This is a genomic window from Xanthomonas sp. NCPPB 1068 (assembly GCF_041479385.2).
GTDB lineage: Bacteria > Pseudomonadota > Gammaproteobacteria > Xanthomonadales > Xanthomonadaceae > Xanthomonas > Xanthomonas cannabis.
Genome location: NZ_CM192986.1, coordinates 2,278,949 through 2,298,666, shown reverse-complemented (window position 1 = coordinate 2,298,666; position 19,718 = coordinate 2,278,949). Strand labels below are relative to the sequence as shown.

The window sequence follows — 19,718 nt, the reverse complement described above, 5'->3', positions numbered from 1 at the left end:
TGCCGAATAAACCAAACCCCTTGCTGCACAACGCTTACGCAATTCGCCCCGACGCAGAAAAACAGTAAAAAAATACTGAATTTCGCTAAAGGTTCCCGACGCAACGCCGTTATTCATCTCAGCAGCGGCAACGGCCAACTTGATGGCCCCCCTGCGGAGGCTCCGGGCAAGTCCCCCTTGCCGGAAAAATCGCTTAGGAGAAATCAAAATGGCACAGGTAATCAACACCAACGTAATGTCGCTGAACGCTCAGCGTAACCTCAACACCAGCAGCGCCAGCATGTCGACGAGCATCCAGCGTCTGTCGTCCGGCCTGCGCATCAACAGCGCCAAGGACGACGCCGCCGGTCTGGCGATTTCCGAACGCTTCACCACGCAGATCCGCGGCCTGGACGTTGCCTCGCGCAACGCCAACGACGGCATCTCGCTGGCCCAGACCGCCGAAGGCGCGATGGTCGAAATCGGCAGCAACCTGCAGCGTATCCGCGAGCTGTCGGTGCAGTCGTCCAACGCCACCAACTCGGCCACCGACCGTGACGCGCTGAACTCCGAAGTCAAGCAGCTCACCGCTGAAATCGACCGCGTTGCCAACCAGACCAACTTCAACGGCACCAAGCTGTTGAACGGCGACTTCTCCGGCGCGCTGTTCCAAGTCGGCGCCGACGCCGGCCAGACCATCGGCATCAACAGCATCGTCGACGCCAACGTCGATTCGCTGGGCAAGGCCAATTTCGCTGCCGCCGTCTCCGGCGCTGGCGTGACCGGCACCGCCACCGCGTCGGGTTCGGTCTCCGGCATGAGCCTGTCCTTCAATGACGCCAGCGGCGCTGCGAAGAGCGTCACCATCGCCGACGTCAAGGTCGCTTCCGGCGACACCGCTGCCGACGTGAACAAGAAGGTTGCTGCGGCGATCAACGACAAGCTGGACCAGACCGGCATGTACGCTTCGATCAAGACCGACGGTACGTTGCAGATCGAATCGCTGAAGGCTGGCCAGGACTTCACCTCGCTGACCGCCGGCACTTCCAGCGCCACCGGCATCACCGTCGGCGCCGGCCTCACCACCGCTTCGGCCGCTTCAGGCTCCACCGCTTCGACCCTGAGCAGCCTGGACATCTCCACGTTCTCCGGCTCGCAGAAGGCCCTGGAAATCGTCGACAAGGCGCTGACCGCGGTCAACTCCTCGCGCGCCGACATGGGTGCGGTGCAGAACCGCTTCACCTCCACCATCGCCAACCTGAGCGCAACCTCGGAAAACCTGTCGGCCTCGCGTAGCCGTATCCGCGACACCGACTACGCCAAGGAAACCGCCGAACTGACCCGCACGCAGATCCTGCAGCAGGCCGGTACCGCGATGCTGGCCCAGGCCAAGTCGGTTCCGCAGAACGTGCTGAGCCTGCTGCAGTAACTTGCAGTCATCTGCCGCAGCAATGCGGTAGCGCTCCGCAGCAGTCCAAAGCCCCTCTTCGGAGGGGCTTTTTTGTGGGCGCTGCCCTGGGGAAGTGACCGGACGGGTTTTTGACGCCGGCCGCCGGCCCTGTGCGGGTACGGAACTTGCATTACTGCATCCCGTGAGCGTGATCCGTCGCTGCCGCTAAAGTCCTCGCGGATGCGGCCGATACCCGTCACGTAATCCCATGCGTCCGTCTGTTTCGGACGCCCAGACGAGGAATGCAACATGGCATCGGTGATCAGCACTTCCGCCTCCGGGTTGGACATCCCTACCGTGGTGTCCACCCTGGTGTCCCGGCAGAAAGACCCCGAGCAGGCGCGTATCAACAAGGCCGGCACCGCTGCGACGACGCAGCTGTCGGCGATCAGCCAGATCAAGAGCAGCATGACCACGCTCAAGTCTGCGCTGGACAAGGTGGTCAGCAGCGCCGACACCAACGCCTACAAGGCCACGGTGCCGACCGATGCCGGCTTCACCGCCACCACCACCAGCTCGGCGGCGCCGGGCAATTATTCGGTGGAAGTGGTGTCGCTGGCGACCTCGCAAAAACTCGCTTCCGGTGCATTCACTGCCGATGCCACCGTGGGTAGCGGCACCCTGACCATCGGCTACGGCGACAAGAGCGTCACCGTGGATATCAGCGGCACCGACAAGCTCACCGACATCGCTGCGGCCATCAACAAGGCCGCCGGCGGCAAGGGCGTCACCGCCAGCGTGGTCACCGCCAACGATGGCCAGCACCTGGTCTTCAATGCAGTGGATTCGGGCACCAAGGGCGCGCTGACCGTCAGCGCCAGCGACCCCAGCCTGAGCAGCCTCACCTACGGACCCGGCGTCACCGGCGGGCTGAACCAGACCGTGGCCGCGGCCGATGCGCTGGTGCGCGTGGACGGCTTCGAGCGCACCTCCAGCTCCAACACCGTCACTGACATCGTGCCAGGCGTGGTGCTCAATCTCACCAAGGCGGCCGAAGGCACCAAGTTCAACCTGGGCGTGGCAGCCGACACCAGCGGCCTCAAGGGCAACCTCACTGCCTTCGCTGCCGCCTACAACACCGCCAACACGCTGCTGGCGAAAAGCAGCAGCTACGACGCCACCACCAAGACCGCTTCGGCGTTAACCGGCGATTCGCTGGTGCGCAGCCTGCAGCAACAGCTACGCGGCCAGGTCAGCGGCAACGTCAACGAACTCAAGGCGCTTGGCCTGACCATCGACAAGGATGGGGTGATGAGTTTCGACGGCGCCAAGTTCGACACCGCCATCGCGTCCGACGGCGCCGCCGCGGCCGAGGTGTTCGGCAAGGACAGCAAGTTCGGCGGCACTCTGACCAAGCTGCTCGACAGCAACGTCAACGTCACCAACGGCACGCTGACCCTGCGTTCGGACAGCTTGAACAAGACCATCAAGGGTTACGAATCGGACCTGGACGATCTCGATGCACGCATGGAAAAACTCAGCGACCGCTACACCGCGCAGTTCACCGCGATGGAAACCATGATCAGCAAGTTGCAGAGCAGCACCAGCTCGCTCAGCAGCCTGCTGACAAGCTGATTTCCGTGATGCAGATCCTCAAGTCCTGCAAGGGTCTTGCCGATACAAGAAGGGCCTATCGTGATTTCGGCCTTGCCTTCCGGCAGGAGCGTCGTCGCAGGAGCACAGCGCTCCGGGACCCGCGAAGGTCAGCCCATTGAGGAGTCATCCATGTACGGTTCCAATCGTCAGTACGCCGAGCAATACCGCAAGGTCGGCGTGTCCACCAGCGTGACCGAAGCGGACCCGCACAAGCTGGTGTCGCTGCTGTTCGCCGGCGCCTGCCAGCGCATCCGTCTGGCCCAGGCCTGCCTGGCGCAGGGCGACCAGGCGCGCAAGGGCAAGGCCATTGGCGAGGCCTGCGCGATCGTCGGTCACTTGAACGGCTCGCTTGATCACGAAGCCGGCGGCGAGATCGCTGGTAACCTGTCGGCCCTGTACGACTACGTCATGCAGCGCCTGACCGCAGCCAATCTGCACAACGACGACACCGCGTTGACCGAAGCGCTGGATCTGCTCAGCGAAATCGATTCGGCGTGGAACTCCATTCCCCTCGAACAACGCGGCCTTTCCGCCGTTTCGTGAGTCCTGCCATGCATAGCGTGCAAAGCCTTCAGGCCGAAATGGCCGACATCCGGATCGCCATGGCGAACGAGGACTTCGAAGTCATGCCGCCCATGCTGGATGCACACGACCTGCACCTGCGCCAGTACGCGCAACACGTGCACGTCGACCAGGACCGCGAGGCCCTGCAGACGCTGTTGACGATGCACCAGGACCTGATGCGGATGATGCGCGAGCGTCAGCGCAAGCTGCTGGACCTGATCCGCGCACAGCGCACCTCGTCCTCGGCCAGCCGCGCCTACGCACGGGTCGGCCGGATCTGATGTCCGCGCTCGGCATACTCGCGCCAGCGGCCGAGGCCGAGCTGTTTGCCGACACGCTCAGCTGCGAACTGCGCCTGCCGGCCGGCTTCCGTGCCGGTGGCGATGCGGGCGCGCACAGCGCCGCGGAGACCCTGCTGCGTAGCCTCGGCCAGGTGGAAGACCTGCGCAGCGAAGAGACCAGCGAAGACCGCGGCGACCTGCCGCTGCTGGTGCAGCGCATGGATGCCAAACTCGATCTGATGCTGGCGCTGATCGGCCGCCTGGTGCGCCAGGGCGACAGCGGCCTGATCCAGAACCTGGTGCACTGGTCGGTGCGCGGCATCCGCCTGAATTGCGCAACCAAGCATCCTCCGGGCACTGTCGGTAGCGTTTGCCTGCAGCCCTCCGACTGGCTTCCTGAACTGGTACAGCTTCCCGCCGAGGTCTTGGTCAGCGCCAGCGACGGTCACGATCAGTGGCTGTGGCTGCGGTTCGCGCCCCTGTCGCCGGGTCTGCAGGACGCGCTGGAACGTCATCTGTTTCGCTTGCATCGCCGTCAGATCGCCGACGCCCGTCGCCAGCGCTGATCCCGATGGTTGGCGTCAGGCGCCGGGTCAGCTAAGGTGCCCTATACCGAAAAAGGTCCCTTCTGCGCCGTGCGAGTCATCATCGTCGACGATCACACCCTTGTCCGTGCAGGCCTGTCCAGGCTGCTGCAAACCTTCGCCGGCATCGATGTCGTCGGTGAGGCCAGCAACGCGCAACAAGCCCTGGATATGACATCCCTGCATCGCCCGGATCTGGTGCTGATGGACCTGTCCCTGCCCGGCCGCAGCGGCCTGGATGCCATGACCGATGTGTTACGCGCCGCGCCGCGCACGCATGTGGTGATGATGTCGATGCACGACGACCCGGTGCACGTCCGCGATGCGCTCGATCGCGGTGCCGTGGGTTTCGTGGTCAAGGACGCCGCACCGCTCGAACTGGAGCTGGCACTGCGTGCCGCCGCCGCCGGCCAGGTATTTCTGAGCCCGCAAATCTCCTCGAAGATGATCGCACCCATGCTGGGCCGCGAAAAACCGGTCGGCATCGCCGCCCTGTCGCCGCGCCAGCGCGAGATCCTGCGCGAGATCGGCCGCGGACAGAGCAACAAGGAAATCGCCGCCGACCTCGGCATCAGCGTCAAGACGGTGGAAACCCATCGCGCGCGCATGATGGAGTCGTTGGGCTGCCGGCGTGCGAACGATCTTGTGCTGCTGGCGGCCAAGCACCATAACGAGCTGGTCTGAGCAACTCCCGGAGGCCGTTTGCCCGGCTGTCAGGATGGTGAAAGGCGCATCCGGGCCACTTCGGCCCAAACAGTGACGGAATTCCGTCAAGCACGCTCGAGCTCGCCGAAAACGTCAGGGGATTCCTGACACGCTGTCAGGAAAATCATGAGTCACCTCACACGACTCCCTGATTAGAAACCCGTCGCATTCTCCTGCAAGATGCGTTCCATCGCTGCTGCGTGCAGCGCCCATCGGAAGCGCTTCCATGAAGACGACCATTTCCGCCCAGCTTGGCCAGCACCTGCACCTCACCCCGCAGTTGCTGCAGTCGATCCGTCTGTTGCAATTGGACGGCATGCAGTTGGAACTGGAAATTCGGCGCGCCCTGGAAACCAATCCGTTGCTGGAGTTGGAAGAGTTGGCCGATCACGGGGATGAGGCCACCACCAACGACGATGGCGCCAGCGATATCGCCGCGTTCGACGAGCTGCCGGAAAGCACGATGTGGGACGTGCAGAGCAGCAGTTGGAACGACGGTGACGATGACCGCATGCAGCGCGTGGCGGCCGGCGAGTCCACCGACCCGCATGTGCGCATCCTGCGCGAACTGGCGCTGGACCTGGACGAAGCGGCATTGGGGGCCGCCGCGTTCTGGCTGGAGCAGACCGACGACGCCGGGTATCTGACCGAAGCGCTGGCGACGCTGCAGCAGCTGGGCGCCACCCGTCTGGGGATGACGGTCGAGGCGGTCGAAGCGGTCCGCCAACGTCTGCTGCACGGTGACCCCGCCGGCCTGGGGGCCTGCGATCTGCGCGAATGCCTGCAGGCGCAGTTGACCGCCCTGCCCGGCCGCGTCGCGGCACGGCATCTGGCCGCGCGCATCCTGGCTGGCGATCTGGATCTGCTGGCAAGCCACGACTACGCGGTGCTGGCGCGCGCACACGATGCCGAAGTGGAGGACGCGCGCGAGGCGGTGCGGTTGATCCTGTCGCTGCAACCGCGCCCGGGCGACGACCTGCTGCAGGAAAGCAACGCCAGCGTGATCCCGGACGTGCTCGCCTGGCATGCCGATGGCAGCTGGCGCGTGGCACTCAATCCGGCCACCACCCACCGCGTCAGCATCAACCCGGTGCACGAACGCGCGCTGGCCGACGCAGGTGATGCCGGGCAGCCGCTGCGCGACATGCTGCAGGAAGCACGCTGGCTGACCCGCGGGCTGTCGATGCGCTACGAAACCCTGCTGCGCGCCACGCGCGCCATCGTCGAGCGCCAGGCCGCGTTCCTGGCGCGTGGCGAGGAAGCGATGGCGCCACTCACACTGAAGGAAATCGCCGACGAGATCGGCATGCACGAATCGACCATTTCGCGCATCACCACCGGCAAGTACCTACAGACGCCGCGCGGAACCTTCGAACTCAAACACTTCTTCGCCGTGCGCCTGGAAGGCGCCAGCGTCTCCGGCCAGGCAGTCAAGGCAATGGTGCGCCGCTTGATCGAAAGCGAGCCGGCCGGCCGGCCGCTGGCCGACGAAGCCATTGCCGGTCTGCTGTCGCGGCAAGGCGTTAACATTGCGCGCCGCACCGTGGCCAAGTACCGCGAACAACTCGACATCGCCCCGGCACGTGAGCGCCGCCGCACCAACAAACCGCTGCTTGCCCGGGCAGGATAAGGATTACTATGAGCAAACTCACCGTGCTGCTGGTCGACGACCACGAGGGCTTCATCAACGCTGCGATGCGTCATTTTCGCAAAGTGGAGTGGCTCAACATCGTGGGCAGTGCCGCCAATGGGCTGGAAGCGATCGAGCGCTCTGAGTCGCTGCGCCCCAACGTCGTGCTGATGGACCTGGCGATGCCCGAGATGGGCGGGCTGCAGGCCACGCGTCTGATCAAGACGCAGGACGATCCGCCGTATATTGTCATCGCGAGCCACTTCGACGATGCCGAGCATCGTGAACACGCTCTTCGCGCGGGTGCTGACAATTTTGTCAGCAAGCTGTCCTATATCCAGGAAGTCATGCCAATCCTGGAGGGCCTGACGGAAGGAGCCAGGAATGAGTGAGTCCCGCATTCTGCTGATCGACAGTGACGCCGTGCGCGCCGAGCGCACCGTGTCGCTGCTCGAATTCATGGACTTCAATCCCCGCTGGGTCACCGACGGCGCCGACATCAATCCTGGCCGTCATCGCCACGACGAATGGATGGCGGTGATGGTGGGTTCGGCGCAGGATGCGGCGCAGGCCGACAAGTTCTTCGATTGGCTGGCCGATGCCAAGCTGCCGCCGCCGGTGCTGCTGATGGAAGGCAGCCCGGTCACGTTCGCGCAGACCCACGGCCTGCACGAAGCCAATGTCTGGGCGCTGGACACCCCGTTGCGGCACGCGCAGCTGGAAGCCCTGCTGCGCCGCGCAAGCCTCAAGCGGCTGGATGCCGAGCATCAGGCCGGCGTGCAACAGGACACCGGGCCAACCGGCAACAGCGAGGCGGTGACCCGCCTGCGCCGGCTGATCGACCAGGTGGCCGCATTCGACACCACCGTGCTGGTGCTGGGCGAGTCCGGTACCGGCAAGGAAGTGGTGGCACGTGCCATCCACCAGCACTCGCCGCGCCGTGATGGGCCGTTCGTCGCCATCAATTGCGGCGCGATCCCGCCGGACCTGCTGGAAAGCGAACTCTTCGGCCATGAGAAAGGCGCGTTCACCGGCGCCCTGAGTGCGCGCAAGGGCCGCTTCGAAATGGCAGAAGGCGGCACCCTACTGCTGGACGAGATCGGCGACATGAGCCTGCCCATGCAGGTGAAGCTGCTGCGCGTGCTGCAGGAGCGCAGCTTCGAACGCGTCGGCGGCGGCCAGACCATCCGCTGCAACGTGCGCGTGATCGCTGCCACCCACCGCAACCTGGAAGCGCGCATCAGCGACGGCCAGTTCCGTGAGGACCTGTTCTACCGTCTCAACGTGTTCCCGATCGAGATGCCGGCGCTGCGCGAGCGCGTGGACGATCTGGCCATGCTGGTGCAGACGATTGCCGGGCAGCTGGCGCGTACCGGCCGTGGCGAAGTGCGCTTCGCCGAGGAAGCCCTGCAGGCGCTGCGCAGCTATGACTGGCCCGGCAATGTGCGCGAACTGACCAACCTGGTGGAGCGCCTGGCTGTGCTGCACCCGGGCGGGCTGGTGCGCGTGCAGGATCTGCCGGCGCGCTATCGCGGCGATTTCGCCTCGGCCATTCCGGTCGAGTTGCCGCCGGAGCCGGCACTGGTGGCCGCGCCCACCGACGTGGCTGCACTGCCGAGCAATGTGGTCACGCTGCAGCCCAAGCCCGCCGATGCGGAACCGGCCTCGGCCGCCAGCCTGCCCGACGACGGCATCGACCTGCGCGGCCATATGGCCAACATCGAACTGGCCTTGATCAACGAGGCGCTGGAACGTACGCAGGGCGTGGTGGCCCACGCAGCGCAACTCCTGGGCCTGCGCCGCACCACGCTGGTCGAAAAGCTGCGCAAGTACGGCATCGACCGCGAGCAGACCGAGCTGGCCAATTGAGCGTGCCGACGCACGCAAGGTGCTGCCCGCTGGCATAGCGCTTGCTTCCTCAGGCGTACACCGTCCGCAGCCATCGGCTGCGGCGGAATCCCGACATCCACCCGCACCAGCGAGGCATTGATGCCCATCCCCGTCACCAGTCCGCTGCTGCCGCCGCTGGAAGAGTTTCTGCCGTACCTGGAACGGATCTGGACCAGCCGCATCGTCAGCAACGGTGGCGAGATGCACCGCGCCCTGGAGCAGGCGTTGTGCGCCTACCTGGGTGTGCCGCATCTGGCGCTGTTGACCAATGGCACCACTGCCTTGATCACCGCATTGCAGGCGCTGCGCATCACTGGCGAAGTGATCACCACGCCCTACTCGTTCGTGGCCACGGCGCATTCGTTGTTGTGGAAAAGCATTACCCCGGTGTTCGTGGACATCGACCCGGTCACGCTCAACATGGACCCGTCCAAGATCGAAGCGGCCATCACCCCGCAGACCACTGCGATCATGCCGGTGCACTGCTATGGCACTGCCTGCGACACCAGCGCGATCACGCGCATCGCCGACATCTACAACCTGAAGGTGATCTACGACGCTGCACATGCCTTCGGGGTGCGCGATGAGGGCGGCTCGATCCTGCGCCACGGCGACCTGAGCGTGTTGAGCTTTCATGCCACCAAGGTGTTCAACACCTTCGAAGGTGGCGCGATTGTCTGCCCGGACGAAAAAACCTACCAGCGCATCGGGCACTTGAAGAACTTCGGCTTCGTCGACGAAACCACGGTGGTGGCACCGGGCATCAACGGCAAGATGAACGAGATCAGCGCAGCGTTCGGCCTGCTGCAGCTCAAGCACATCGACGAGGCCATTGCGCAACGCAGCGCCATCGATGCGCAGTATCGGCAGCGGCTCAGCGAGGTGCGTGGCATCCAGTGCGTGGCACGCCCGCAACAGTCCAGCGCCAATTACGCGTATTTTCCGATCCTGGTGCAGGACGACTACCCGCTGTCGCGCGATGCCCTGTATCAGTTGATGCGCGAACACGGCATTCTGGTGAGGCGTTACTTCTATCCGTTGATCAGCGACTTCCCGATGTATCGCGCGCTCCCCTCGTCCGCGCCGGCATGGTTGCCGGTAGCGCGTTCGGTGGCCGCGCAAGTATTGTGCTTGCCGATCTTTCCCGGCCTGACCGCCGATCAGGTCGATACCATCGCCGACATCATCGCCGGCGAACAGGCCACATGACCGCAACACGCACCACCGTGTTTCCAGACTCCCGCATCTTCAACAGGCAACCAGGCGAGATCGCATGACCCAGGCAACATTTATCGAGAACTTCCTCTCCGCCACCGACTTCCAGGAGCCGGTGGAGGTCACGCTGGACACTGTGCTGCTGGAATTGCCGGAATGGGATTCGCTGGCGGCGCTCGGCGTGATCGTGATGTTCGACATGGAATACGGCAAGACCATCACGGGCGAAGATCTCACTGCCGCCGTCACCGTGGGCGATCTCTACAAACTGACCGAGGCGTAAGCACCATGCCGACCTCTACGCTGCACAACGTCCGCTTTGCCGGCATGGCGACCTGCGTGCCGAAGGGGGTCGTGTCCAATCTCACCGATTGCCGGCCGCAGATCCGTTCAGAGCGTGAGCGCCTGGTGCGCAACATCGGCATCGAGACGCGCCGCATGGCGTCGGAATGGCAATGCTTTTCCGACCTGGCCTTCGATGCGACGGAGGTGTTGTTGGAAAAACTGCAGTGGAAGCGCGAGGAGATCGATGCGCTGATCGTGGTAACGCAGTCGCCGGATTATCCGATTCCGGCCACTGCCATCATTCTGCAGGATCGGCTGGGGCTGTCGCATGCCACTGTCGCCTTCGACGTCAATCTGGGCTGCTCAGCCTACCCGTTCGGCATCAACCTGCTCGGCTCGATGATCGCCGCCGGCGGTGTCAAGAAGGGCCTGCTGCTGGTCGGCGACCGCAGCGCCAACCTGGAAGATCCGATCTTTTCCGATTCCGGTACTGCCACAGCGCTGGAGTTCAGCGCCGACGCGCCGCCGATGTATTTCGACCTCAACAGCGACGGGAGCGGTTACAAAGCTATCATCCTGCCGGTGGGTGGGCACCGTGAGCCGGTCGGCATCCAGCACTTGGTGCCCTATCGCGATGAGCCGGAGGGTGCGTGGAAACGTGGCGTGGACCTGCAACTGGATGGCGTGGCAGTGCTGAGCTTTTCTACCCAACGTATTCCGCCTGCGGTACAGAAACTGCTCGACTATACCGGCGTTTCCAAGGATGAGATCGACTACTTTGTGTTCCACCAAGCCAACCGCATGATCAACGAGACCATTCGCAAGAAGCTCGGCCTGCCGGTGGAAAAAGTGCCTTCAACGTTGCGCGACTTCGGCAACACCAGCGGCGCCTCGTTGCCGGTGACCATGACCGCACGCATCAACAAGGAACTGGAAGCCGGACCCAAGCGCGTGTTGCTGTGCGGCTTCGGCATCGGCTTGTCCTGGGGCAGTTGCCTATTGGATATCGACGGTGCGGTGTTTCCTGATTTGATCGAGTCGTGAGCATGACTGCTGCGAGCACTGACACATTCGGGCTGCAAGACAAGACCATTTTGGTGACCGGTGCCTCTTCGGGCATCGGAGCGGCGGTCGCGGCAATGTGTGCCAGGCTCGGCGCGACCGTGGTACTAACCGGACGCGACGAAGCCCGCTTGACTGCCGTGGCCTCGGCATTGCACGGCACCGGTCACAACGTGCTGGCAGGTGACCTCACCGACGAAGCGACCCGCAAGCGGCTGGTAGACGCGACGACGGGCTATCACGGGCTGGCATCGTGCGCAGGCATTGCCGCCTTGGTGCCGTTTCGGATGGCTGCCGAAAAACACCTGCAGCAGATGCTGTCGGTGAATTATCTGGCGCCAGTCAGCCTGACTCAGCAGTTGCTGGCAAAGAAGCGTTTGCTCGGCTCCGCATCGCTGGTCTATGTGACTGCACTCTCGGCACGCGCTGCGCCGCAGGCGGCAGCAGGCTATGCGGCGTCCAAGGCCGCGCTCGAAGCAGCGGTGCGCACGCTTGCTCTGGAACAGGCCAAGCATGGCCTGCGCGCGAACTGCGTGGCGCCAGGCTATGTCGACACACCCATGCTGAAAAAGCTGGGCACGGCTGCGGACATGGATGACAAGATCGGGCTAACGCCGCTGGGCCGCATCGATCCGGATGACGTCGCAAAAGGCGTGACCTATCTGCTCTCGGCTGCCAGCCGCTGGATTACTCGCAGCACCTTGACCATCGATGGCGGCATCTCCCTGCCGATCCGCTTATGAGCCTTGACACATCCATGCCCGCTTCGGACACCGTCTCCGCCCTGCTGCGCGATCTGTATGGATTGCGAGGCAAGACCGTGCTGGTCACTGGTGCGTCCAAAGGCATCGGTGAAGCAGTGGCGCTGGCCTGCGCCAACGCGGGCGCGCAGCTGCTGATTGCAGGGCGCGACGAGCAACGCCTGCAAGCCACGCTCGCCGCGTTGCCGGGCGATGGGCACCGCCTGTTCGCTGGCGACCTGAGCGATGCGGCTGCCGTGCAACAGCTCGCTGCTGACTGCGGGCCCGTCGACGGCGTGGTGCACAGCGCCGGTATTCGCGGGCTGTCGCCGATGAAGCTGGTCAGCGACAAATTTCTGCGCGAGGTGATGGACATCAACTACATAGCACCGGTGATGCTTACACGGCATCTGCTGGCGCGGCAGTCGCTACGCACTGGCGGCTCGGTGCTGTTCATTTCATCCATCGCCGCGCTCACCGGCACAGTCGGCGTCGGCCCCTACGCAGGCTCGAAAGCCGCTCTGATCGGTACCTTGCGCCCGTTGGCACTGGAACTGGCGCGGCGGAAGATTCGCGCCAATGCGCTGTGCCCCGGCCTGGTGGAGACATCCTTGATAAATGAGGACAAGGCCTGGTTCGAGGAAAGCCGCAAGCGTTATCCGCTGGGCATCGGCGACCCGAACGACGTGGCACTGGCCTGTCTGTATTTTCTCTCCGACGCCAGTAGCAAAGTGACCGGCCAGGCTTTCAGTATGGATGGCGGCGTTGAGTTCGCATGAGCAGTCGACCACGCTATCAGGTGTTGATCATCGGCGCGGGCGGCTTTGGCAGGGGTGTGGCAGCCATGGCCTACAACGACGATCCCGAGTACGGAACCGATTGGGAGATCAAAGGATTTCTGGATAGCCGTAGCGAGCTCGGCACTACGACGCGATGGCCGATTCTCGGGGACCCAGACAGCTACCAGGTCGTCGAGAACGATCACTTCATCTGCGCGCTGGGCGATCCTGCCGCACGTCGTCGCTACACCCGCCCGTTGATCGAGCGTGGCGCTCACTTCATGGTATTGCGGCCGCGCCTGCGTGAAGCATCACCCACGCCGATCGGGCGCGGCAGCCTGTTCGAGGTCGGCGTGTCCATCGGGGCCGACAGCCGCATCGGTGAGTTCGTCACCGTGCTGTCGACAACTATCATCGGTCATGATGTGGTAATCGGGAATTTTGTGCAGATTGGCAACTTTGTCTTCATCGGCGGTGGTGTGAGCATCGGTGACGACGTGATCATCCATCCTCACTCCACGCTAGTTCCTGGCGTCAAGATCGGCGATGGAGCGATCATCGGCGCAGGCAGTGTAGTGGTGAGGGATGTGCCTTCCAACAGCACCGTAGCGGGCAATCCGGCGCGTGTCATCTTCACCCGATAGGCCTGACTAGTTGTGACACGTAGCGCACTCGACTCCACGTATTACACGCGCACACAAACCTTCGAGCTGGAGTGCACGCGGCTTTTCAGTCGCATTCGTCCCGGTACTGGTACAGCGCGTCGCTGCAAGTATTCGTGCATTACATCCCCCATCGACGATGGTCAGCGCCGGTTCGGTCCTGGTGAAGGACGTGCCCTCCGGCACCAGCGTGTTCGGCAACCCTGCCCGCATCGTGTTCCAGAAAGACATTTGACAAGGCAGTGACTCATGCGCTCACGAATGCACCCCAGGTACTACCTGTCACCAGAGATTTTTGCCCGTGAGCAGGCAAAGATTTTTCGCAAGGTCTGGCTTTTCACCGGCCTGAAGACCCTACTGACGGAGAACAACAACTTCATCACCCGCAAGATCGCAGGCATCCCCCTGGTGATCCAGAACCTCCACGGCAAAATCCGTGCGTTCGAGAACGTCTGCCTCCACCGCAGTGCATTGATTCAAACCGGTGCTATCGGTTGCCGGCCTCTTGTGTGCCCCTACCACGCCTGGAGTTACGACGACCAAGGCCGGGTAAAGAACATCCCGGACTGCGATGCGATTTACCGCCTGGACGATAGTGAAAAGGACAACTTGAAGATGCGCGAATTCTCACTGCGCGCCATCGGCAACCTGCTGTTTGTCAACCTCGATGCCAATCCAATGCCAATCGAGGAGCAGTTTTCGCCTGACTTCATCGCCTTGCTGGAAAGTAGTTCCAGCGCCTATGACACCGAGGTCATGGTGACCACATGGCGTGGCCGGTACAACTGGAAGCTCGCTTACGAAAATCTTCGGGATGCCAATCACCCGCGCTTCGTCCACCCCAAGACCTTAGCCAAGAGCGTCAGCTTCGTTGCCGAAGTAAACGAAGAGCAAGCCAAGGAGTCCATGGAAGCGTTGCAAGACAGCTCGACCGCTGCCTTGAGGCGCGAGATGCGCCGCTTCAGTTTCGGCGGCCCGGAAGCGCCCATCCCCAACCTCAAGCACTTCGGCTGGCACGAGAAGGTAGAACGCTGGGGCAAGCAGGACGCCTACTTCAACTGGCTGGCCTTCCCGAACTTGCATATTGCCAGTCCCAACGGCGGTTATTCCTTCACACTGGAACACCACATCCCCGTCGCACCGGACCGGACCGACCTGGAAATCTATTGGTTTAGCGCACGCAGGAAACAGCCTTACGGTTCTTCCAGCCAAGTACTCCTGGCACAGATGCACGGCAGCAAGGTGGTGGTGGGTGAAGACGTGGACATCATGGAACGGGTGCAGGCGGCATTGCACACCGACTCGCCGCTACCCACCCAGGGAGCCTATGAATCCATGAATCGCCTAGTCGAACGCTGGTACACGCTGCTGATGGAGACCGAACATGAAATCTAGGTGGATCATCGGTAGCAGCGCATATCTCGACCTGGCCTTTCACGCCTGGAAGCAGGCGCGTCAGGACGAGACGGTCATCAGGATCGATGTGATACAAGACGCGGAACACGAATTCGATCTGGGCGTGCTGGATGGACTGACTCCGACCGACGGGGCCATGTTCGTGGCGTTCGACGAACGCTTCGGCAACTTCAAGCGCCTAGAACTGATGCAGGCGGCAATGGAACGTGGCTTCAAGCTGGAGCCCTTCATCCATGTCAGCGCAGCCATCGGCTCTGACACGGTCATCGGGCTCAACGCATTCGTGGGTGCCAATGCTGTCGTCGGGCACGGGTGCAGGATCGACTACAACACCGTCATTCATGCCGGCGCGCATCTCGGACCGGCATGCCGCGTCAAATCTTCATGCTGGATAGAGAATGGTGTGCAAATCGGCGCGGGCGTCGAGATCGGCGGCAACAGCATCCTGCGCACCGGCACCATCGTGAGTGGGGGCGTCAAAGTGGGACGAAGCTGCGAACTAGGTTGGCCGCGTGCCTACCGCGAGGACGTGCCTGCCAAGACTTATTTCGACGTCCGCTACGACGCCCCCATTCATACCTACGAAAGATGACGTTCATGAACGCAAGAAATGAGCAGCTTCGCCAACGGATTCTCCGTATTGCGGAGCAGGAGCGCCCTGCACTCGAGGATGTCATTGCGCGCCTACCCGCGATTGCCAACCGTCCTGTATTCCTCGTCGCTCCCGAGTCCTATGCAGGCATTGTGCATGGCCCCAGGGTCGTTGCCCACCTGCGCCATGTTGTTGCCGCAATTGATGACCAAAGCATCCACCTGGACCGCATCCACGGCGCGCCGCGCTGGAGCAGTCAGGAGTTTCTTGCCAAGGCGGGACAGTATGCCGATGCGATCGCTATCGATTTCTCTTGCAGCCCGCGTGGACGGGCGTTTGCAACCGACCTCTGCACCAGTGCGGGTATCGAGCAACTGAGCGTTGCGCCTTCCCTGGATCCGCTGATCCCACGCTTTGAGCAGCGCCCCCTCTTTCTGCTCCATCCGCGCTCGGGCATTGGCAACATTTATGGTCCAAAGATCTTCCAGCACTCCAGCCATGTTATCGCAGCCATTGTTGACCAGCCAAGCGACAGCGACACCGTTCATGGGGTGCCGCGCTGGAGTTCGCGCCAGTTCATCGAACGAGCGGCCCAGCACTCCCAGGCATTGGCTATCGATTTTTCCTACAGCCCGGGAGAATCCGGTCTGGCACGCAAGCTCTGCGAACAAGCAGGCATTGAAAGGGTAGATGCCTGCCTGGTTGTTGCTCACTGTGGTCTACTCGCCGTATATGAGCCTGCCCAGGTATACCGTCAGCGGACGCTTGCGCGCCTGGACGAATTTCTGCGTTTTGCGGATCGACTGGACGACGATTTGAGCGTTTTTACGCTCTACAGCAACCTGTTGTTCCGCCTGACCTACGATTCCAGCCTCCTGTTGGACTGCTGGGCTACGCCGATCAACGAGTACTTTTCAGAATTCGCCGATAGCAGTACCTTCCAGCTGGGGCAGCGTGAACATTTCTGCGATGGCGGAGCCTTCCAGGGCCCCATCGTCCACAGGTTTCTAGCAGCATCCCGCTATCGCTACGAAAGCATCACCGCCTTTGAACCGGATAGCATCAACCTTCAGAAACTGGAGGGCATCGCCAGAGCCCTCCCCCTTCCCCCGCATAACTTCAAGGCCATAAAAAAAGCCATCTCCAACGAACAGACGACGCTGCGCTTCGAGGAGACCGGCACGGTTTCCAGCCATGTCTCGCCGTATGGCGGTATCTCCGTGGCTACTACACGCCTGGACGACGAATTGGAAAAGCTGACGCTACTGAAGTTGGACATCGAAGGGTTTGAAGCCAGGGCACTTGAAGGCGCATCTCACCTCATCCGTACTCAGCGCCCCCGTATGGCTATTTGCGTGTACCACTACGCCCAGGATCTACTGGATATCGTGGGGCAACTGGACAAACTGGTGGATGGCTATCACTTCCGTCTACGCCAGCACTCTCCCGGCCACTACTACGACCTCGTTTTGTATGCATCGCCCGTCGCCGGTGCCGCGCCGCCACCTTGGGCGGAGTAAGCCAAGGAAATTGCGATTTGGAAAAGATGGAGCGATGACTGACGCCCTCGAATTTTTCTCTTCAACTCCGCCCCTCCTGAATCCCCGAAGACCTCCGGCCATGGCTGGATCCATTTTACGGGGCGCTGACAATTTTCTTCTACGACATTATTCTTCATGTCGAATAGTAGAAGCGCCCGCATTGGATAAATTTTGAGATGACCACCAGCATCATTCTTGTTCCAGACTTACTAAGAGATACGCGCGTCTTTCCGGAAGCTTTTTTCGATCTGATCAGAGAGCCTATTTTACAGGGCTCAGGAATCGAGATCGGTTTTGCGCTCGATAGCGACTACTGTCGTTATCAGAGCTTTGATCTGGATTATTTTCGCCGACTCGCATTTTCCGATTCTGGCTCTTGGTCTAAGCACTACTACCAGCTGCCGCAACGGGCCGAAGAATATTTGAAGCAACACTTACCACCATGCGACCTACTAATTTCACTTGAAATGCCGCCATGGCTGATGGATTTTTGCACTCAGGCGAGCATCCCTTTCCTCGATATCCGTGTCTCGCCGCTTCGCTTCGCGCGTGATCTGTACGTGGGGCTGCGTAGTTCGCAGCAGTTGATGACCAAGCGTGTGTCCACGCATACCGTTACCTCGGAGGAACTACGTCTCGAAGCCGCAACACTCGCAGCAAACGTGCGAATGCATCAGCGCCGCCTGCATGACGAGCGCAGCTATTCCTTTACTCCACTGGACGGCGGCATCGTCTTTGTCGGTCAGGCGCCATACGATGCATCATTGATTTCTGCTGACGGGCATGTATTAAAGTGTGCGGACTTTTCTGATCAGTTGCGGACATTATGCGCAGGCAGGCGTCTTCTGTACAAAGCGCATCCTATGGCCGAAGATGCCGCGAGCGAGGAGATAGCAACGCTACAGCGAATCACCGGCCAATCCCCGATCCGCTGCCTGCACAATGCTTACCAGATTCTCGGTACGCGCGAGAATGTTGAGCTGGTAGGCATTTCATCGGGCCTGCTGCAAGAAGCCAAATGGTTCGATAAAACCGCCCATATGCTTTATCAACCATTTGTCCCGCTTGCCCAGCAAGGTCACGACGATAGCCAAGCCTACGAGCAGATCCATTTCCAGACATTGCTTTCGCCAACATTCTGGCACCAGTTGTTATGCCCCGAACGTGCAGCGCCACGCCTCCCCGCTTTGCCCGCATTGGCACATCATCATGCTCGCGAAACATTGGATCATTGGTGGGACTATTCCAAAGTCATGCTTTGGGAACGCAGCTTTCCGGTTGAGGCATTTATCCGATCGGGGGGAGGACTGGTTCATCAGCGTCTTGAACAGATCGAAAGCACGATTGAGGGCGGCAGCGCACCCATGAATGGAGGAATAAAGCGCGGAACTTCGAAAGACGCTGATCTTCACAAGGAACTTTCCATTTCGCTCTATACAAGGCTCGCTGCGACCTACACGTCGATCGGGCATGCATTAAGTGAAAATAGTGCTCCTGCCGAATATGCAAACAAGGTGTTGGACGCGGCGTACTACCAACGTTTACATGAAAACAACCCGCTGTTTCAACGCAACAACTGGCTTATGCCGTACACCAAATTTCTTGCCGAAGGTCGGTTTGCGAACGTACGAGAAGTTGGCTGCGGAAATGGTGCCTTTGTCGCCGAAATCGCGAAGTCCGTGCCTCGCGTTATCGGTCTGGATTGGGCTAGGTCGCCAGACTTTCCAGAAGGCGACAACATCGAGTTTTCCCAACAGGATCTAACCAGCTCCACATTGGAGCATGTCGACCTTAATTGTTCTGCCGATGTTCTTGAGCATATCCAGACCCATGAGCTGGCCGAGTTGACACGATCTTTGCACCGAACAGCTCGCTTTAATTTTCATGTCATCGCCTGCTACGACGATGGTCATAGCCATGTCTCGATCTTTCCGCCGGACGTCTGGCTTCATCTCTTCCTGCAACAGTCTCCCGACTATCGCATTTACGATATTTCGATTCGGCACGACAACGCCTCTCACATTGTCTGTGTGATCAGCAACCTATGAATCAGCTCAAGCTACACGTCGGGTGTGCTTCAAAACGACTGGACGGCTATATCAATATTGATTCCAGGCAGACTGAAGCTACCGACCACGTTTGTGATGCAGGAGCGATCACGATCGCTGCTCCCGGTAGCGTTGCGGAGATCTATTCCCGGCACATGTTGGAGCATCTTGATCCAAATGATGCGCTTGCGACATTGACGCACTGGCACGCGCTACTTGCACCCGCGGGCATGCTGCATGTGATTGTCCCCGACATTACATTCCATGCGCGCCAACTTCTCGGCTTGGAGCGCAGCTCCCTGGCGGACCAGAACTTGCATGCATTCGCCGGGTTCTGGGGTTGGCGTGACGAGACACGAGGAGGCAGTAGGGAAGATGCGCATCGTTGGGGCTACACCGAGCAATCTTTGATGTCCCTGCTCACCGATATCGGCTTCACCGATGTGCAAAGACTGGCAGAAGGCCCGGACAGCGAGCCTTGGCACCTGAATTTGATTGCGCGGCGAGAAGCTGCCACCTCTCTAAAGCAGACCGACACTGCAGAAATCTGACTGCAACGTTCGCTATTCGCTAGCTCGACGCCTCTACGAGCAGGAACCGGATCAACCGAGCGGACCCAAGCACGGTGGCTCACCTACAGTTGACCGTAACACTCTCCTCCGCCACAGCCTTCATCACACAGATGCCTGACGCTCCACT

General features: G+C 61.4%; 20 protein-coding genes. All 20 read left to right on the top strand.

Features of this window, described 5'->3' with window-relative positions; genetic code table 11:
* Positions 1 to 208 precede the first annotated feature (208 nt).
* Complete coding sequence (locus ACCQ12_RS09780) at positions 209 to 1,408, top strand: flagellin (RefSeq protein WP_372383477.1); 1,200 nt, start codon at positions 209 to 211, stop codon at positions 1,406 to 1,408.
* A 270-nt stretch (positions 1,409 to 1,678) separates the two neighbouring features.
* The gene (fliD, locus tag ACCQ12_RS09775; RefSeq protein WP_372383476.1) at positions 1,679 to 3,004 is read left to right on the top strand and encodes a flagellar filament capping protein FliD; all 1,326 of its coding nucleotides are present in this window, start codon (positions 1,679 to 1,681) and stop codon (positions 3,002 to 3,004) included.
* 150 nt (positions 3,005 to 3,154) lie between these two features.
* Positions 3,155 to 3,568: a flagellar export chaperone FliS gene (gene fliS, locus ACCQ12_RS09770; protein ID WP_047696154.1), complete on the top strand. Its 414-nt coding sequence runs from the start codon at positions 3,155 to 3,157 to the stop codon at positions 3,566 to 3,568.
* Between the two features lie 8 nt (positions 3,569 to 3,576).
* Positions 3,577 to 3,870: a hypothetical protein gene (locus ACCQ12_RS09765; protein ID WP_104580607.1), complete on the top strand. Its 294-nt coding sequence runs from the start codon at positions 3,577 to 3,579 to the stop codon at positions 3,868 to 3,870.
* Positions 3,870 to 4,436 (top strand): PilZ domain-containing protein, encoded by a 567-nt coding sequence (locus ACCQ12_RS09760; protein ID WP_372383475.1) that lies wholly within the window; start codon positions 3,870 to 3,872, stop codon positions 4,434 to 4,436. Before ACCQ12_RS09765 ends, ACCQ12_RS09760 begins: the two co-directional genes overlap by 1 nt.
* 69 nt (positions 4,437 to 4,505) lie before the next feature.
* On the top strand, positions 4,506 to 5,138 hold the full coding sequence (locus tag ACCQ12_RS09755; protein ID WP_003482986.1) for a response regulator transcription factor: 633 nt from the start codon (positions 4,506 to 4,508) through the stop codon (positions 5,136 to 5,138).
* A 247-nt stretch (positions 5,139 to 5,385) separates the two neighbouring features.
* A complete protein-coding gene (gene rpoN / locus ACCQ12_RS09750; protein ID WP_184557614.1) occupies positions 5,386 to 6,789 on the top strand; it encodes an RNA polymerase factor sigma-54 in 1,404 nt (467 codons plus the stop codon).
* A gap of 8 nt (positions 6,790 to 6,797) precedes the next feature.
* The gene (locus ACCQ12_RS09745) at positions 6,798 to 7,181 is read left to right on the top strand and encodes a response regulator (protein ID WP_005997154.1); all 384 of its coding nucleotides are present in this window, start codon (positions 6,798 to 6,800) and stop codon (positions 7,179 to 7,181) included.
* Complete coding sequence (locus tag ACCQ12_RS09740; protein ID WP_228335618.1) at positions 7,174 to 8,658, top strand: sigma-54 dependent transcriptional regulator; 1,485 nt, start codon at positions 7,174 to 7,176, stop codon at positions 8,656 to 8,658. Before ACCQ12_RS09745 ends, ACCQ12_RS09740 begins: the two co-directional genes overlap by 8 nt.
* Positions 8,659 to 8,778: 120 nt before the next feature.
* Complete coding sequence (locus tag ACCQ12_RS09735) at positions 8,779 to 9,888, top strand: DegT/DnrJ/EryC1/StrS family aminotransferase (RefSeq protein ID WP_047696145.1); 1,110 nt, start codon at positions 8,779 to 8,781, stop codon at positions 9,886 to 9,888.
* A gap of 64 nt (positions 9,889 to 9,952) precedes the next feature.
* Positions 9,953 to 10,177 (top strand): acyl carrier protein, encoded by a 225-nt coding sequence (locus tag ACCQ12_RS09730; protein ID WP_042822332.1) that lies wholly within the window; start codon positions 9,953 to 9,955, stop codon positions 10,175 to 10,177.
* Between the two features lie 5 nt (positions 10,178 to 10,182).
* The gene (locus ACCQ12_RS09725; RefSeq protein WP_372383474.1) at positions 10,183 to 11,223 is read left to right on the top strand and encodes a ketoacyl-ACP synthase III; all 1,041 of its coding nucleotides are present in this window, start codon (positions 10,183 to 10,185) and stop codon (positions 11,221 to 11,223) included.
* A 2-nt stretch (positions 11,224 to 11,225) separates the two neighbouring features.
* Complete coding sequence (locus ACCQ12_RS09720; RefSeq protein ID WP_047696140.1) at positions 11,226 to 11,984, top strand: SDR family NAD(P)-dependent oxidoreductase; 759 nt, start codon at positions 11,226 to 11,228, stop codon at positions 11,982 to 11,984.
* Positions 11,981 to 12,760, top strand: a complete 780-nt coding sequence (locus ACCQ12_RS09715; RefSeq protein WP_184372521.1) for an SDR family NAD(P)-dependent oxidoreductase — start codon at positions 11,981 to 11,983, stop codon at positions 12,758 to 12,760. The genes ACCQ12_RS09720 and ACCQ12_RS09715 overlap by 4 nt, the downstream gene beginning before the upstream one ends.
* Entirely contained in the window at positions 12,757 to 13,404 is a 648-nt protein-coding gene (locus ACCQ12_RS09710) for a NeuD/PglB/VioB family sugar acetyltransferase (protein ID WP_047696137.1), read from the top strand. Before ACCQ12_RS09715 ends, ACCQ12_RS09710 begins: the two co-directional genes overlap by 4 nt.
* A 267-nt stretch (positions 13,405 to 13,671) precedes the next feature.
* Positions 13,672 to 14,817: an aromatic ring-hydroxylating oxygenase subunit alpha gene (locus ACCQ12_RS09705; protein WP_047696135.1), complete on the top strand. Its 1,146-nt coding sequence runs from the start codon at positions 13,672 to 13,674 to the stop codon at positions 14,815 to 14,817.
* Complete coding sequence (locus ACCQ12_RS09700) at positions 14,807 to 15,430, top strand: LbetaH domain-containing protein (protein ID WP_047696133.1); 624 nt, start codon at positions 14,807 to 14,809, stop codon at positions 15,428 to 15,430. Before ACCQ12_RS09705 ends, ACCQ12_RS09700 begins: the two co-directional genes overlap by 11 nt.
* A complete protein-coding gene (locus tag ACCQ12_RS09695) occupies positions 15,427 to 16,950 on the top strand; it encodes an FkbM family methyltransferase (RefSeq protein WP_372383473.1) in 1,524 nt (507 codons plus the stop codon). The genes ACCQ12_RS09700 and ACCQ12_RS09695 overlap by 4 nt, the downstream gene beginning before the upstream one ends.
* A gap of 197 nt (positions 16,951 to 17,147) precedes the next feature.
* Complete coding sequence (locus tag ACCQ12_RS09690; protein ID WP_184372515.1) at positions 17,148 to 19,019, top strand: class I SAM-dependent methyltransferase; 1,872 nt, start codon at positions 17,148 to 17,150, stop codon at positions 19,017 to 19,019.
* Positions 19,016 to 19,570, top strand: a complete 555-nt coding sequence (locus tag ACCQ12_RS09685; protein ID WP_047696127.1) for a class I SAM-dependent methyltransferase — start codon at positions 19,016 to 19,018, stop codon at positions 19,568 to 19,570. Before ACCQ12_RS09690 ends, ACCQ12_RS09685 begins: the two co-directional genes overlap by 4 nt.
* The last annotated feature ends 148 nt before the right edge of the window (positions 19,571 to 19,718 follow it).